The following is a 14,239-nucleotide window of genomic DNA, read 5'->3' as shown; positions in this document are numbered from 1 at the left end:
CCCTGACGGAGAGAGTATGTCCCTGAAAACGCCTGTCGCTATCCACTCAAAATTGCCGGACGTCGGCACCACTATTTTCAGCGTGATTGGCCAGCTTTCGGCGCAGCATCAGGCGATTAACCTGTCGCAGGGCGCGCCCAATTTCCCCTGTGATCCGGCGCTGGTCGACTCAGTCAGCCGCGCGATGCAGGAAGGACATAATCAGTATGCCGCCATGATGGGCTTGCCCGCCTTACGCGACGCGCTTGCCAGCAAAGTTCAGGCGCTCTATGGACAACAATATGATGCCGCCAGTGAAGTGCTGATCACCGGCAGCGCCAGCCAGGGGCTCTATATGGCGATCACCGCACTGGTCCATCAGGGCGATGAGGTGATCTTCTTTGAACCGGCGTTTGACAGCTACGCGCCGGTGGTGCGGTTGCAGGGCGGTAAACCGATTGGCCTGAAGTTGCAGGTGCCGTCATTTGCTATCGACTGGGATCAGTTGCGGGCAGCAATCACGCCGCGCACCCGGATGATTATTATTAATACGCCGCACAACCCCAGCGCGCAGGTGCTGACCCCCGACGACCTGAATCAGCTGGCAGCCTTAATCCGCAACACCGATATCGTGGTGCTCTCCGATGAGGTTTACGAGCATATTCTGTTTGATGGCCGACCGCATTGTGGGATGGCGACGCATCCGGAGCTGGCAGCCCGCAGCGTCATTGTCTCTTCGTTTGGCAAAACCTTCCACGTCACCGGCTGGCGGGTAGGCTACTGTCTGGCACCGGCAGAGCTGATGACTGAGCTGGTGAAAGTGCATCAGTTTATGATGTACGCCGCCGATACGCCGATGCAGGTCGGTTTCGCACACTATCTGCAGACGCCAGAGAACTATCTGTCGCTCAGCGCCTTCTATCAGCAGAAGCGGGATCGGCTGATCGCCCTGATGCAGAACTCCCCGTTCCGGCTGCTGCCGAGTGCTGGTTCATTCTTTATGCTCGCCAGCTATGGACATTTCAGTGACGAACCGGACAGTGAAATGGTAAAACGTCTTATCGTCGATCATGGTGTGGCGACCATACCGCTGTCGGCGTTTTATATGGATGGCACAGATAACAAACTGATTCGGCTCTCTTTTGCTAAAGACGAGGCGACACTTGAGGCTGGCGCGGCTGCGCTATGTGCTTTTTCTCGCTGATTCACGCCACCGCGTGAGTCAGCTCGGGGAACAGGTAACCAGGACTTTTCGGGGTAAATAACATAATGAAGAAACTGAACGCGCTTTTTCTCGCTCTGGGCATGATGACATCGGTACAGGCACTGGCACAGGATTTACGCTACGGCGTGGAGTCACAATATCCGCCTTTTGAAAGTCGCAATGCTAAAGGGGAGCTGGAAGGCTTTGATATCGAGCTGGGCAATGCCATCTGTAAGGCGGGCAACTTCAGCTGCCACTGGGTTGAGAGCAGTTTTGATGCGCTGATCCCGGCACTGCAGGCGAAAAAGTTCGACGCCATTAACTCGGCGATGAACATCACCGAAGCGCGCGCCAGAAGCATTGCGTTTACGCAGCCGATCTACCGTATTCCCACCATGTTAGTGGCGAAGACCGGTGAAAATCTGGCACCGACCGCCGAAGGTCTGAAGGGCAAGAACATCGGGGTGTTGCAGGGATCCATTCAGGAAACCTATGCGAAGAAGCATTGGGAGCCGCAGGGTGTGACCGTGACCTCGTATCAGGATCAGAACCAGGTTTACAACGACATGGTCGCGGGCCGCCTGGATGGCACACTGGTGATGTCCGCTGCCGGTCAGTCTGGCTTCCTCGATAAACCGCAGGGCAAAGGCTTTGGTTTTGTTGGCAAGCCAGTAGAAGATGACGCGATTCTTGGTTCAGGCATCGGCTACGGCCTGCGCAAGGATGACGCGCAGCTGAAGCAGTCACTGGATGCGGCGATTGCTAAAGTGCAGGGCGATGGCACCATCAAAAAGCTGGCTGAAAAATATTTCCCAGGCATTGATGTCAGCGCGAAGCCATAATCGCAATCGGGCGCGTTCTGCGCCCGATTCCTCCGCTTATTTCGCTGCCAGATAACAGAGTTTTTCCGCCACCTGATAGGACTTCACAAACGACGTTACCGGCAGAAATTCGAAGCGTGAATGGAAGTTGTGCGCGCCGGTAAAGAAGTTCGGCGTCAGCAGGCCTTTGGCTGACAGCGCGGCACCGTCTGTACCGCCACGCATCGGAATCACCTTCGGCTCAATCTCCAGTGCGGCAAAAGCACTGAAGATCAGGTCAATCGCCCGACGATCCTCACCCAGTGCGTTACTGATATTGCTGTAGGTATCGCTGATACTCACGCTCACCTTGCCGGTGGGGTAACGCGCCGCGAGATCCTCTGCCGCCTGCTGCAACTGCTGCTTGCGCGCCGCAAAGCTGGTCAGATCAAAATCACGGATGGAGGCCTTCAGCGTCGCCTTGCTGGCGTTGGCCTGAATCTCATTGAACCAGATATAGCCTTCACGGCCTTCGGTGTGCTCCGGGGTCTGCAGCCGATCAAACAGGCTGATGTAGTCATGGGCCATCAGCAGCGGATTGACAAGCACCCCTTTGCCCGACATCGGATGGGCCGGTACGCCGGTAAACACAATTTCTGCTGCAGCACCGTTGAAGTTTTCATAGACCACTTCGCCCAGTTCGCAGCAGTCGATGGTCCAGGCGAAATCGACATTAAAGCGCGTTTCCAGATCCAGCGCTTTCGCGCCGCGCAGGCCAATCTCTTCGTCAGGCACAAAGGCCACCACGATGTCGCCGTGGTCGCCGTTAAGGTTCTGCATCAGCGTCATCACCACGGTGACCGCCGCTTTGTTGTCCGCGCCCAGCACGCTGGTGCCGTCGCTGAAGATCACCTGCTGACCGACGTAGGGCGCGATCTCCGGATGTTCATCGCGGCGCAGCCAGATATCCTGCTGTGCATTCAGACAGAGATCTTCGCCCTGCCAGGTGAGGATCTGCGGGTGGATATCGGGCGACAAACCGACATCAACGGTATCGATATGCGTAATAAACCCGATGCGCGGCGCGTCAGGACGGTTGCCGCGTTTCACCGCTGTCACCGTGGCATGTTCATCAATCACCACCTTATCCAGCCCTGATGCGCGCAGCTCATCCGCCAGCAGTTCCGCCATGGCGTGCTGGCTCGGCGTGCTGGGCAGGGTGGTGGATTTGGCATCGCTCTGACTGCTGATGGCGAGGTAACGGAAAAAACGTTCTGTGAGCTGCGACTCAAGTTTGTCTGTCATCACTATTCCTTATTAGTCAGCCACCGGCGGGGTTCGTTATGGTGCCGAATCGTGCTATCAATGAAGCATCTGAATGATTCATTTAGATATTGTGATCACCGGAAGTCAATACAAAGCGAGGATAATAATGAAAATCAAGATAGCCACCTTAGCGCTTGTTACGGCTGGGATAGCGCTGGCTGGCAGCGTTAACGCCAAAACGCTGGTCTTCTGTTCTGAGGGATCGCCAGAGAACTTTAACCCGCAGCTCTATACCTCCGGGACCAGCGTTGACGCCAGTGCGGTGCCGGTCTTTAACCGGCTGGTGGACTTTACGCCCGGCACCACCAATCTGGTGCCCAGCCTGGCGGAACGCTGGGAAATCAGCCCGGATGGCACGGTTTACACCTTCTATCTGCGCAAGAACGTGAAGTTTCAGAGCAATAAAGCCTTCAAACCCAGCCGCGACTTCAACGCCGACGATGTGATCTTCTCGTTTATGCGCCAGATGGACCCGAAAAATCCCTACCACAATGTCTCTGGCGGCACCTATTCCAACTTCGAAAGCCTGGAGCTCTCCACGCTGATTAAAAGTATCGACCGGGTCGATGACCACACCGTACGTTTTACGCTGTCCCATCCGGAAGCGCCGTTCCTTGCCGATCTCGCCTGGTACTTCGCCTCGATCCACGCGGCGGAATATGCAGACGCGATGCTGAAAGCGGGGACGCCGGAGAAGGTCGATATGAACCCGATCGGCACCGGCCCGTTTGAGCTGGTGCAGTATCAGAAAGATTCCCGCATTCTCTACAAAGCGTTCCCGGACTACTGGCAGGGCAAGGCGAAGCTCGATCGGCTGGTGTTCAGCATCACGCCGGATGCCTCCGTGCGCTATGCCAAGCTGGAGAAGAATGAGTGTCAGGTAATGCCATTCCCTAATCCCGCCGATCTTGAAAAGATGCGCGCTAACCCGGATATCACCCTGGAACAGAAGGCGGGTCTGAATACCGGCTTCCTGGCGTTTAACACCACCAAAGCGCCAACCGATAACGTCAAAGTGCGCCAGGCGCTGGCGATGGCGATCAACAAACCGGCGATCATCGATGCGATATTTAAAGGCACCGGCACGGTCGCGAAAAATATCCTGCCACCGGGCGTATGGAGCGCCGACAAAGATCTGAAAGATTACGACTACGACCCAGAGAAGGCCAAAGCCCTGCTGCAACAGGCGGGTGTGAAACCGGGTACCGAAATTGCGCTCTGGGCGATGCCGGTTCAGCGGCCTTACAATCCGAATGCGCGCCGCATGGCGGAGATGATTCAGTCGGACTGGGCTAAAGTCGGCATCAAAGCCAATATCGTCAGCTATGAGTGGGGCGAATACCTGAAACGCGTGCGCAGCGGCGAGCATCAGGCGGCACTGATGGGCTGGACCACCGCCACCGGCGATCCGGACAACTTCTTTGGCCCGCTTTACAGCTGTACCTCGGCACAGGGCGGTTCCAACTCCTCAAAATGGTGCTATCAGCCATTTGAGAAGTTAATCACCGAAGCCCGCGCCGAGCCGGATCAGGGCAAACGCACCGCGCTCTATCTGCAGGCACAGCAGATGATGCATGACCAGATGCCTGCGGTGATGATTGCGCACTCCACCATCTTTGAGCCGGTGCGCAAATCGGTCAGCGGCTATCAGGTCGATCCGTTCGGCAAACATATCTTCTATCAGGTTGATATTAAGCAGTAAGTGATTGCCGCTAAAGCCAGAGCCCCACTTACGAGTGGGGCTAAGCTTATGCACTAAAGTCAGGGTTTATATGACCGCAACGATAAAGCTGCACTAATGTCAGGGTTTATATGACCGCAATGATAAAGCTGTACTAATGTCAGGGTTTATATGACCGCAATGATAAAGCTCAATGCGAAGGGAACATGACCCGAAGAGGAAAGCGTCCCGCGCCATGGACAAAAACGCCGGGAGCGTTTTTGAACAACGCAACGCGTTGGCCCGGCTACGGGCGCACCTCAGGGATGAGGTGCGTAATCGCGCGGGTCGAGCATGCCATGGAGGGCGGCTTTTGCGACTTTCCGATCGGGTCGTGTTCCCTAAGCCAGCACTATCTGACAGCCATCCAGCGCAGACTTTAACAACCAAACTCCTTTAAGCCTGTACCCCTCATCCCATCCTCACCTGCTGGTCCATCTCCGTCAGCCGCTGCTGCAAAAACTGCAGAAACAGCGTCAGCGCCGCATTCCGCTGGCGGCCGGACACCGTCTGAAGCTGCAACGTACGCTGACTCAGCTGATCCACCCCCATCGAACGCAACACCAGATTTTGCGTGTCGCGCTCAAACAACAGGGTAAACGCACTGCAAATGGTTACTGCCTGCGGGGTATGCAGCAAAAAGTGGTAGAGCGTAGCGAAATAGTCGCAGGTCAGCACCGGCTCGACCACGCAGTCGTTCATCTGACAGGAGAGGTCAAACAACTGCCGCACGGTAGTATGCTGACCTGGCAACGCCAGCGGCCAGCCATGCAGATCGGCCAGCGTCACCTGACGCGATGCCAGCGGATGCGACTGATGCATCGCCAGTAACACCGGCGCCGGCCACGAGCCGAGCACCTCAACGCTGCGCTCCGGCTGCAGACTGAACTGCAGCGCAACATCGCATTCCCCAGCTCTGACGCATGCCGCCACGCCCTGCGAGTGCGTCACATTAAGCGCAAACAGCACGCCGGGATTGGCCTGACGGAACTCCGCCAGCAGACCCGGCAGCAGACTGAACGCCATTCCGTCGGTGCAGGCGATGCGAATCAGGCTGCGCCGTATTGCTTTCAGCCCCTTAATCTCCGCCAGCGCATATTCCATATCGAGCTGACTCTTACGCACATGATGCGCGAATATTTCACCCGCTTCGTTCAATACCATGCCGCGTGCATGCCGCTCAAACAGCGGTACACCGACCTGCGTCTCCAGGCGCTGAATCTGGCGACTAATCGCCGACACCGCCACAAAGAGTTGCTCGCTGGCGGCGCTGAGCGATCCGCACTGTACGACCGCCAGGAAATAGCGGATCTCACTGCTTAACATGGTCACTCCGGCAAAACGCATCATAAAAGGGCAGGCATGGCTTGCTTTAAAAGCAAGGCTCACTCGATAAATTAATAATTGTGGCAAAGAGAGAAGTTTGTCAAAGATAAAGCACGATAAAAAGAACAGACAGGGCAAACATGACAGAGCAACAGACCGTTGACCAGGCGATGCACTATTTCGACAGTGGCGAGTTTCAGCAACAGCTGGCACGACGAATTTCCTGCGTGACCGAAAGCCAGCACGCCAGCAGGCAGGCGGAGCTGGAGAACTATCTGCAGCAGGAGATTGGCCCGCAACTGGCGGCGATGGGCTTTACGCTGCACCCGTTTGAGAATCCGCAGCCCGGCAGCCCGCCGTTTCTGATTGCCACGCTTATTGAAGATCCCTCCAGGCCGACGCTGCTCTGCTATGGCCACGGCGATGTGGTGTTCGGCGACGATGAGAACTGGCGCGACGGTTTATCACCGTGGCGACTCATGGCTGAAGATGACCGCCTGTATGGACGCGGCAGCGCGGACAACAAAGGCCAGCACTGCATCAATCTCGCGGCGCTGGAGCAGGTGTGGCAGGCACGCGGTGGCGCACTGGGCTTCAACTGCAAAATTTTGTTTGAAATGGGTGAAGAGATCAGTTCACCGGGGCTGGCGGAGATTTGCCAGCAGCAGCGGGCGCTGTTACAGGCAGACCTCTTCATCGCCTCTGATGGCCCGCGACTGAACGCGGTGCGGCCGACACTGTTCCTGGGTTCGCGTGGCGCGGCGAACTTTCGTCTGACTATCAGGGCGCGCGACAACGCCTATCACTCCGGCAACTGGGGCGGACTGCTGAGTAATCCCGGCACCCAGCTGGCCAATGCGCTCGCCTGCCTGGTGAATGCACAGGGTGTATTGCAGGTCGCCGCGCTGAAACCGGACTCCCTTACCGATGCGGTGCGCGCCATCCTCAGTGATATCGAGGTGGGCGGAATGCCGGGCGATCCGGCGCTGGCCGACGGCTGGGGAGAACCGGGCCTGACGCCTGCGGAGCGTCTTTATGGCTGGAACACGCTGGAGGTGCTGGCGTTTGAAACCGGTAACCCAGCACGTCCGATGAACGCCATTCCCGGCAGCGCCACGGCGGTGTGTCAGCTGCGATTTGTGGTCGGCACCGACTGGGAAAATCTGGTCCGGCATGTCGAAAGTCACCTGCGTCAGCACGGCTTCGATAACGTCAGAGTGGAATTTATGCGCGGTTCACCTGCAACGCGGCTCGATCCGCAGGATCCGCTGGTGGCCTGGGCGCTGGACACGCTGGCCCGCAGCAGCGGTAAAAAACCGGCGCTGTTGCCCAATCTCGGCGGTTCACTGCCCAATGAGGTATTTGCCAATATCCTCGGCCTCCCGACGCTGTGGGTGCCCCATTCCTATCCGGCCTGCGGCCAGCACGGCGTTAACGAACACATGCTCACCTCTGTTGCACGTGAAGGGCTGGCGATCATGACCCGCCTTTTCTGGCAACTGGGTGAAGAGGGCGAACAACTGATGTCACGCCACCATCAGTGGCGGAGAGGTGAACAATGAGCAGCATCGCGCAGAGTACTCCGCAGGTGAAACCGAGCCTGCACAAAACGCTGTTCGCTACCTGCATTGGTAACGCGCTGGAGTGGTTCGACATCGCGGTGTATGGCTTCTTCGCCAGCTACATCGCGCACGTCTTCTTTCCGGTCAGCGATCCGTCGGTGTCGCTACTGCTGACCTTCGGCAGCTTCGGCATCTCATTCCTGATCCGTCCGCTGGGTGCCATCGTGCTGGGCAACTATGCCGACCGCCATGGCCGTAAAAAAGCGCTGCTGCTCTCAATCAATCTGATGATGCTGGGCGGGGCGATCATTACCTTTATGCCGGGTTACGCCACTATTGGTCTGGCAGCGCCGCTGCTGATTATTCTGGCGCGTCTGATACAGGGCTTCTCTGCCGGGGGCGAGTTTGGCAGTTCCACCGCTTTCCTGGTAGAGCATTTTCCCGAGCGCAAAGCCTTTATCGCCAGCTGGCAGTTCGCCACCCAGGGCGCCAGTACTCTGATGGCATCGGCGTTCGGCCTGGGGCTGACACACTGGCTGAGCGAAAGCGAGATTCAGGCGTGGGGCTGGCGTATCCCGTTTGCCTTCGGCTTACTCATTGGGCCGCTGGGGATCTACATTCGCCGTCACGTGCAGGAGTCCGCCAGCTTTGCGACGCAGGAGAAGGAAGCCGCACCGCTGAAAACGCTGTTCGGGCGGCAGAAAGCGCTGATCACTCTGGCGATTGGGGTGATGGTGATCTCGACCGCCGTCAACTACATGCTCAATTACATTCCGACCTACGCCACCAAAACGCTGCATCTGCCGGGGTCGGTAGCCTTTACCGCCACGCTGGTCGCAGGGATTATCCTGACGGTGGTGACGCCCATAATGGGATTGTGGGCGGAGCGGATAGGCCGATTGCCGCTGATGTGGGGATCGCTGCTGCTGTTGATGGTCACGATCTATCCCGCCTTCAAATGGATGGTCGATCACACTACGCCCACCACGCTGATCCTGCTGGTGGCGTGGATGGCGTTACTCAAGTCGGTCTATTTCTCCACGGTGCCGTCGGTGATGGCCGATCTCTTCCCGGCGACCACGCGCGCCAGCGGCATGGCGATCAGCTATAACGTGGCCGTGACGGTATTTGGCGGGTTTGCACCGCTGATTTGCAGCATGCTGATAGCCGCCACCGGCAGCAGTCTGGCGCCTGGATACTACCTGATGGCCGTGGCGGTGCTGAGTGGCATCGCGCTGCTGCGCTGCAGTAAGCGGGTGGCATAAAAGAGTGGGCCGATTACTGGCCCACTCTGGTACTGACAACGTCAGGTACGGGAGGCGGTAAGATCGAGCCAGTGATTAACTGAACTGTAAATAGGCAACATGGGTCTGCAGATACTCCTCCAGACCATGTTTTCCATCGGCACCGCCGACACCCGATTTACGCCATCCGGCATGAAAACCCTGCATCGCTTCGAAGTTTTCACGGTTAACATAGGTTTCGCCGAACTTCAGCTTTCGCAGCGCGGTCATGGTGGTATTCAGATTCTGCGTATAAATCGAGGAGGTCAGCCCATACTCGCAGTCGTTGGCCAGCGTAATCGCCTCATCCAGCGTTTTAAAACTCATCACCGGCAGAACCGGGCCAAAAATCTCCTCCTGCATAATCGCCATCTCCTGGCGCACCTCAGTCAGCAAGGTGGGTTGAAAGAAGAAGCCTTTATCTCCGGCGCGCTTGCCGCCCAGCGCCACTTTTGCCCCTGCGGCGACGGCCTCTGCTACTTTCTGCTCAACCCGATCCCGTGCTGCGGCATTAATCAGCGGACCCATATCGATATCATTACGTTCGGCCGGATCGCCAAATGTCACCTGCTGAAACGCGGCGGTCAGCGCGCTGATAAAACGATCGTAAATGCCTTCCTGCACATAGAGCCGCTCTACACAATTGCAGACCTGACCGCTGTTAATGATCCGCGAGCTGACGATCGCCCGCACAGCCAGCTCGAGATCGGCATCATCCATCACGATGGCGGGGGCTTTGCCACCCAGTTCCAGCGACACTTTGGTGACATTTTTAGCCGCGGCTTCCATGGTGGCAATGCCCGCACCGACGCTTCCGGTCAGACTCACCAGACCGACCCTGGGATTTGCCGCCAGCTCCTGTCCTACTTCCGGTCCCAGACCATAAACAAAGTTAATGACGCCAGCAGGCAGGCCCAGCGTTTGTATGATGTCGGCAAAAAGTGCCGCATTATTCGGTGTCAGCTCACTGGGTTTGATCACGATGGTGTTTCCGGTGATCAGGGCCGGTGCCGCTTTGCGGGCAATGAGGAAGAAGGGGAAATTCCACGGCAGTATTCCGGTAGTGACGCCGATCGCTTTTTTAAACAGAAAGATGTTTTCGTTGGGGCGGTCACTGTTGATGATCTCACCTTCATAGCGCCGCGCCCACTCCGCCATGTAGTCGAGGTAGTCGGCAGTGAACATCACTTCGGTCTTCGCCAGTCCCTGGGTTTTTCCACCCTCAGCCACAATGGTTGCCGTCAGTTCAGGCTCACGCTGGCGGATGGCGGTGGCAATTTTGTGCAGCCAGACGCCGCGCTCTACTGCAGGCAGCGCTTCCCATCCAGGCTGAGCCACTTCTGCGGCGCTGATGGCAAGGCTGGCATCCTGACGACTGCCCTGGGGAATACGGGACAGCAACGCCTCCGTGGACGGATTGATCACTTCAATCCAACGGTCACCCTGATGGGCTACAAATTCGCCATTAATGAAATGTTGATGATGTGTTGTCATTCGCTTAGCTCTCCGCTATCGATACGTTGCAGTAATGTGATGGCAGGGTGAAACAGATTGCTCAGGGCTACCTTTAGCTGATTGCCAGCTGCCGGGAGCGGCTGGCAGCCAATCACAGATATCGGTGAGTTCTGCGGCAAAAACGTCAATATGTTGTAGATTTAAAGGAGTGAAGTGGTAATAAAGGGGTTAAATCATGGCAAATGGATGGGCGTCAGAAGGCGCAGTACAGGAACAGATCGATAGCACCGTCAATGACGGCATTGAGCGGGTAAGACAGTCGATCGGACAGGGCGAAAGCGCCACCGAATGTGAGCTCTGCGGCGAGCCGATCCCCGAAGCGCGTCGTCAGGCGCTTAAAGGCGTGCATTATTGTGTGGCGTGTCAGGAAAAAATCGACAAGCAACAGCAGACCAGCAGTTTATATAACCGTCGGGGCAGTAAAGACAGTCAGTTGCGCTGATCCTCAGGAGCCTGGCATCGCCAGGCCACTGCCAATAAACCACGCCAGAAAGCCCACGCCCGCCACAATGATGGCGATCGGAAACAGAATTCCAATTCTCATAATTTACCTGCTGCAAACAGCGATTTCAGGGGCTGCGATCTTATCATGAGATCTGCAATACGGCGCGGTGGGTTTTCAGCAGAGTGAACAGCTGGAACTGCGTTGCATCATTTTCCTCCCGCAACACCTCACCTTTTTTATAGAGAATATGGTGGACATGCCCGAGCTGACGCCAGACCACTATCGCTGAGGCGATCAGGGCGCAATGCTGATCCGCCTGCACACACTCAAGGGTGGCATAGTGGGTTTCATCCAGGCCATTCACAAACACCTTTATCGCATCTGCAGGTAATATCGCGCGCAGATCATCCAGCATTACCTGGCTGACTGACTGCGAAAGAAACAGTGTTAACCACTTCGTCGTCATCCCATTCCCTGATCCGATCAATTTTCCCCAGTTTATACGGCCTTGCCCGCGTTAATGAAAGGCTTCTTTGCACATTTGCCAACCTTCCCTTATGAATGGCAGTCAGATCAGAATTGTGCTGCGCCACACAGCAAAAATGAAAAAAACATTGAATAATAAGTTACTTACTTAACTGATCGTCCGGTTTTCTGACAACGGTGAAATTGTGATCCCTGATGGGCACAACGGGTAAATATTGCCACTTCACTGTGGCTTCCGGCATTTATCCAAAGGCTGAGGAATTCCTGCTGAACGTAGACTGCCTGCTGAGCGGAAGCAGACAGGTTTCCGACAGGCCTCAACCTAACCGGGGAATAACAATGAACAGTGCCATTATTGCGGGTATCTTCTGGCATTTTGTCGGAGCTGCCAGCGCCGCGTGTTTCTACGCGCCTTTTAAACAGGTGAAAAGATGGTCATGGGAAACCATGTGGTCGATCGGTGGCCTGATGTCGTGGCTGATCCTGCCGTGGGCGGTAAGTGCCATTTTACTGCCAGATTTTATGGCCTATTACAGCAGCTTCTCGCTTTCGCAGCTGACACCGGTATTTCTGTTTGGCGCGATGTGGGGCATAGGCAATATCAACTACGGCCTGACCATGCGTTATCTCGGCATGTCGATGGGTATCGGTATCGCGATTGGCATTACCCTGGTGGTCGGCACGCTGATGACACCGCTTCTGCAGGGGCGCTTTGGTGAGCTCTTCGCGTCGGCGGGTGGCCGGTTAACCCTGCTGGGCGTACTGGTGGCACTGATTGGCGTCGGAATTGTGTCGCGTGCCGGGCTGTTAAAAGAGCGGGCGCTGGGGATTAACGCAGAAGAGTTTAATCTCAGAAAAGGACTGGTGCTGGCGGTGATGTGCGGCATCTTCTCGGCGGGTATGTCCTTTGCCATGGATGCGGCTAAACCCATGCATCAGGCCGCCGCTAATCTTGGCATCGATCCGCTGTATGTGGCTCTGCCCAGCTACGTGATCATTATGGGTGGCGGGGCACTGGTTAATCTGGCCTTCTGTTTCTGGCGGCTGGCCACCCGGCCAGAGCTGTCGGTGCGTAAAGACTTCTCGGTCGGGAAGTCGCTGCTGATTGCTAATACCGCGTTTGCGGTGCTCGGCGGCACCATGTGGTATCTGCAGTTCTTCTTCTATGCCTGGGGCCATGCCAGAATCCCGGCGCAGTATGACTATGTCAGCTGGATGCTGCACATGAGTCTTTATGTCCTGTGTGGTGGTCTGGTGGGGCTGCTGATGAAGGAGTGGAAGTCTGCGGGGCGCCGACCGGTCAGCGTGTTATCAATCGGCTGTGTGGTGATTATCATTGCCGCCAATATTGTTGGTCTGGGTATGGCAGCCTGATTGCGAATACAGAGACGCTGTCTTAATACAGAAAGGGCCTGCTATGCAGGCCCTTAGCGGTTAGCAGAATGGCGGTCAGATCGTGCCCGCTCAGGGAACCCGGTCAGATCGGAAAGACGTAAAAGCCGCCATCCATATCATGCCCGGCCCGCACGATTACGGACCTCCTCCCTGAGGTGCGCCCGTAGCCGGGCCAATGCGTTGCGTTGTTCAAAAACGCTCCCGGCGTTTTATCCATGGTGTGGGACGCTTTCCTCTTCTGAGCGTGTTCCCTGCGCCTTTTAGCTGATTTATTGCTACTTTTGTGCAGTAAATTGCTCGACAGCGTTCAATGAAGGCCCGTTTTATTAAGACGTGGAACTTTTCAGCGCCTGGCGTGGCGCGATAAATTGCTGTCGCCAGGCGCTGGGAGGTAAACCGGTGTCACGGGTGAAGACCACCGAAAAATAGTTACTGTCATCAAAGCCGCAGCGGGCGGCAACCTCGCTAATCAGACAATCCTGGGTGCGCAGCAGATATTTTGCCTGACAGAGCTGCAGCTGACGCAGGTAATGACCGATAGTCATCCCGGTCTGCTGACGGAAAAGCTGCCTCAGCGCCCGTTCGCTGAGCTGGTTCAGCTGACAAAACTCTGCGAGATCAAAGGGGCGGGCAATCGCACCCTGTAACGCTGACATCAGCAGATCGAGCTGTTCGCCCTCCGGCAACGCCCAGGGGCGGTCGGCCGCGTAGCCGTGGCGGCGCAGAATCAGCGCCAGCTGTAAAAACAGCGCCTCTGAGAGCTGAACTGACAGGGGATCGCTTTTTCGGCTTTCACGCTCCAGCTGGCTGATCACTCCCCGGGCCAGCGCCATCCCTCGCGTGGTCAGCCGCCAGCCGCCTGGCGAATCCGGCCCCTGTTGCGGCAGCAGTTGATTCCAGTCAAGAGCAAGACCAAAGCGGTCAGGGCAGTAGAGGATGTTATCCAGCACCAGATCGTTAACGCTGTCGTAGCTGTGGCAGTCACTGTCGCGGATATAAAAAACGTCGCCACAGGTAATCAGCCAGGGCCGATCGTTGAGTACGTGCAGGCCATTGCCGCGCCAGACAATCACGATTTCACTGAACTCGTGTCGGTGCGGCGGGAAAGAGGGTTGTGGCATCCTTTCGGCGACCGCCACCGGTAGAGTAGTGGCGGGAAAATAGTCATCCCGACTGAGTATCAACGCCATGATTGGCT

At 56.6% G+C, this 14,239-nt stretch carries 13 protein-coding genes; 7 read left to right on the top strand and 6 right to left on the bottom strand.

Features of this window, described 5'->3' with window-relative positions; all coding sequences use genetic code 11:
- Positions 1-16 precede the first annotated feature (16 nt).
- Both FOV68_RS01885 and FOV68_RS01880 read left to right on the top strand, forming a co-directional pair.
- A complete protein-coding gene (locus tag FOV68_RS01885; protein WP_033757747.1) occupies positions 17-1,183 on the top strand; it encodes a methionine aminotransferase in 1,167 nt (388 codons plus the stop codon).
- A gap of 65 nt (positions 1,184-1,248) precedes the next feature.
- Positions 1,249-2,025 carry a transporter substrate-binding domain-containing protein gene (locus FOV68_RS01880; protein WP_010670199.1) on the top strand — a complete coding sequence of 259 codons (777 nt, stop codon included), beginning with the start codon at positions 1,249-1,251 and terminating at the stop codon, positions 2,023-2,025.
- A 36-nt stretch (positions 2,026-2,061) separates the two neighbouring features.
- Here the strand turns inward: FOV68_RS01880 and pepT are convergent, their stop codons facing one another.
- Complete coding sequence (gene pepT / locus FOV68_RS01875; RefSeq protein ID WP_143990234.1) at positions 2,062-3,288, bottom strand: peptidase T; 1,227 nt, start codon at positions 3,286-3,288, stop codon at positions 2,062-2,064.
- Between the two features lie 127 nt (positions 3,289-3,415).
- Between pepT and FOV68_RS01870 the strand changes: the two genes are divergently transcribed.
- Positions 3,416-5,011: an ABC transporter substrate-binding protein gene (locus FOV68_RS01870; protein WP_143990233.1), complete on the top strand. Its 1,596-nt coding sequence runs from the start codon at positions 3,416-3,418 to the stop codon at positions 5,009-5,011.
- 429 nt (positions 5,012-5,440) lie between these two features.
- Here the strand turns inward: FOV68_RS01870 and FOV68_RS01860 are convergent, their stop codons facing one another.
- Positions 5,441-6,355, bottom strand: coding sequence for a LysR family transcriptional regulator (locus tag FOV68_RS01860; protein WP_010244726.1), 915 nt, complete (start codon positions 6,353-6,355; stop codon positions 5,441-5,443).
- A gap of 140 nt (positions 6,356-6,495) precedes the next feature.
- On the opposite strand from FOV68_RS01860, the gene FOV68_RS01855 reads away from it, so the two are divergent.
- On the top strand, positions 6,496-7,917 hold the full coding sequence (locus FOV68_RS01855) for a M20 family metallopeptidase (protein ID WP_143990231.1): 1,422 nt from the start codon (positions 6,496-6,498) through the stop codon (positions 7,915-7,917).
- Complete coding sequence (locus tag FOV68_RS01850) at positions 7,914-9,182, top strand: MFS transporter (protein WP_143788935.1); 1,269 nt, start codon at positions 7,914-7,916, stop codon at positions 9,180-9,182. Before FOV68_RS01855 ends, FOV68_RS01850 begins: the two co-directional genes overlap by 4 nt.
- 75 nt (positions 9,183-9,257) lie before the next feature.
- Here FOV68_RS01850 and aldA read toward each other — a convergent pair whose 3' ends face one another.
- Positions 9,258-10,694, bottom strand: a complete 1,437-nt coding sequence (aldA, locus tag FOV68_RS01845; RefSeq protein WP_143788934.1) for an aldehyde dehydrogenase — start codon at positions 10,692-10,694, stop codon at positions 9,258-9,260.
- Positions 10,695-10,890: 196 nt separating this feature from the next.
- On the opposite strand from aldA, the gene FOV68_RS01840 reads away from it, so the two are divergent.
- Positions 10,891-11,157: a DksA/TraR family C4-type zinc finger protein gene (locus FOV68_RS01840; protein ID WP_010244737.1), complete on the top strand. Its 267-nt coding sequence runs from the start codon at positions 10,891-10,893 to the stop codon at positions 11,155-11,157.
- 3 nt (positions 11,158-11,160) lie between these two features.
- Here the strand turns inward: FOV68_RS01840 and FOV68_RS01835 are convergent, their stop codons facing one another.
- Together FOV68_RS01835 and FOV68_RS01830 are read right to left on the bottom strand one after the other, a co-directional pair.
- Positions 11,161-11,259: a YoaK family small membrane protein gene (locus FOV68_RS01835; RefSeq protein ID WP_008925225.1), complete on the bottom strand. Its 99-nt coding sequence runs from the start codon at positions 11,257-11,259 to the stop codon at positions 11,161-11,163.
- Between the two features lie 43 nt (positions 11,260-11,302).
- Positions 11,303-11,626 carry a hypothetical protein gene (locus FOV68_RS01830; protein ID WP_010244743.1) on the bottom strand — a complete coding sequence of 108 codons (324 nt, stop codon included), beginning with the start codon at positions 11,624-11,626 and terminating at the stop codon, positions 11,303-11,305.
- A gap of 359 nt (positions 11,627-11,985) precedes the next feature.
- Here FOV68_RS01830 and rhaT point away from each other — a divergent pair, with 359 nt between their 5' ends.
- The gene (gene rhaT, locus FOV68_RS01825; RefSeq protein WP_033787799.1) at positions 11,986-13,020 is read left to right on the top strand and encodes an L-rhamnose/proton symporter RhaT; all 1,035 of its coding nucleotides are present in this window, start codon (positions 11,986-11,988) and stop codon (positions 13,018-13,020) included.
- A 347-nt stretch (positions 13,021-13,367) separates the two neighbouring features.
- Here the strand turns inward: rhaT and rhaR are convergent, their stop codons facing one another.
- Entirely contained in the window at positions 13,368-14,231 is an 864-nt protein-coding gene (gene rhaR / locus FOV68_RS01820) for an HTH-type transcriptional activator RhaR (protein ID WP_143990230.1), read from the bottom strand.
- Positions 14,232-14,239 lie beyond the last annotated feature (8 nt).

This window comes from Pantoea sp. paga (genome assembly GCF_007558755.1).
GTDB lineage: Bacteria > Pseudomonadota > Gammaproteobacteria > Enterobacterales > Enterobacteriaceae > Pantoea > Pantoea agglomerans.
This window is presented reverse-complemented; position numbering and strand designations above follow the sequence as displayed.

Excerpts from the sequence above, each read along its gene's own strand:
- FOV68_RS01885 (WP_033757747.1), top strand. The coding sequence starts at position 17 with ATGTCCCTGAAAACGCCTGTCGCTATCCACTCAAAATTGCCGGACGTC.
- FOV68_RS01880 (WP_010670199.1), top strand. The coding sequence starts at position 1,249 with ATGAAGAAACTGAACGCGCTTTTTCTCGCTCTGGGCATGATGACATCG.
- pepT (WP_143990234.1), bottom strand. The coding sequence starts at position 3,288 with ATGACAGACAAACTTGAGTCGCAGCTCACAGAACGTTTTTTCCGTTAC.
- FOV68_RS01870 (WP_143990233.1), top strand. The coding sequence starts at position 3,416 with ATGAAAATCAAGATAGCCACCTTAGCGCTTGTTACGGCTGGGATAGCG.
- FOV68_RS01860 (WP_010244726.1), bottom strand. The coding sequence starts at position 6,355 with ATGTTAAGCAGTGAGATCCGCTATTTCCTGGCGGTCGTACAGTGCGGA.
- FOV68_RS01855 (WP_143990231.1), top strand. The coding sequence starts at position 6,496 with ATGACAGAGCAACAGACCGTTGACCAGGCGATGCACTATTTCGACAGT.
- FOV68_RS01850 (WP_143788935.1), top strand. The coding sequence starts at position 7,914 with ATGAGCAGCATCGCGCAGAGTACTCCGCAGGTGAAACCGAGCCTGCAC.
- aldA (WP_143788934.1), bottom strand. The coding sequence starts at position 10,694 with ATGACAACACATCATCAACATTTCATTAATGGCGAATTTGTAGCCCAT.
- FOV68_RS01840 (WP_010244737.1), top strand. The coding sequence starts at position 10,891 with ATGGCAAATGGATGGGCGTCAGAAGGCGCAGTACAGGAACAGATCGAT.
- FOV68_RS01835 (WP_008925225.1), bottom strand. The coding sequence starts at position 11,259 with ATGAGAATTGGAATTCTGTTTCCGATCGCCATCATTGTGGCGGGCGTG.
- FOV68_RS01830 (WP_010244743.1), bottom strand. The coding sequence starts at position 11,626 with ATGACGACGAAGTGGTTAACACTGTTTCTTTCGCAGTCAGTCAGCCAG.
- rhaT (WP_033787799.1), top strand. The coding sequence starts at position 11,986 with ATGAACAGTGCCATTATTGCGGGTATCTTCTGGCATTTTGTCGGAGCT.
- rhaR (WP_143990230.1), bottom strand. The coding sequence starts at position 14,231 with ATGGCGTTGATACTCAGTCGGGATGACTATTTTCCCGCCACTACTCTA.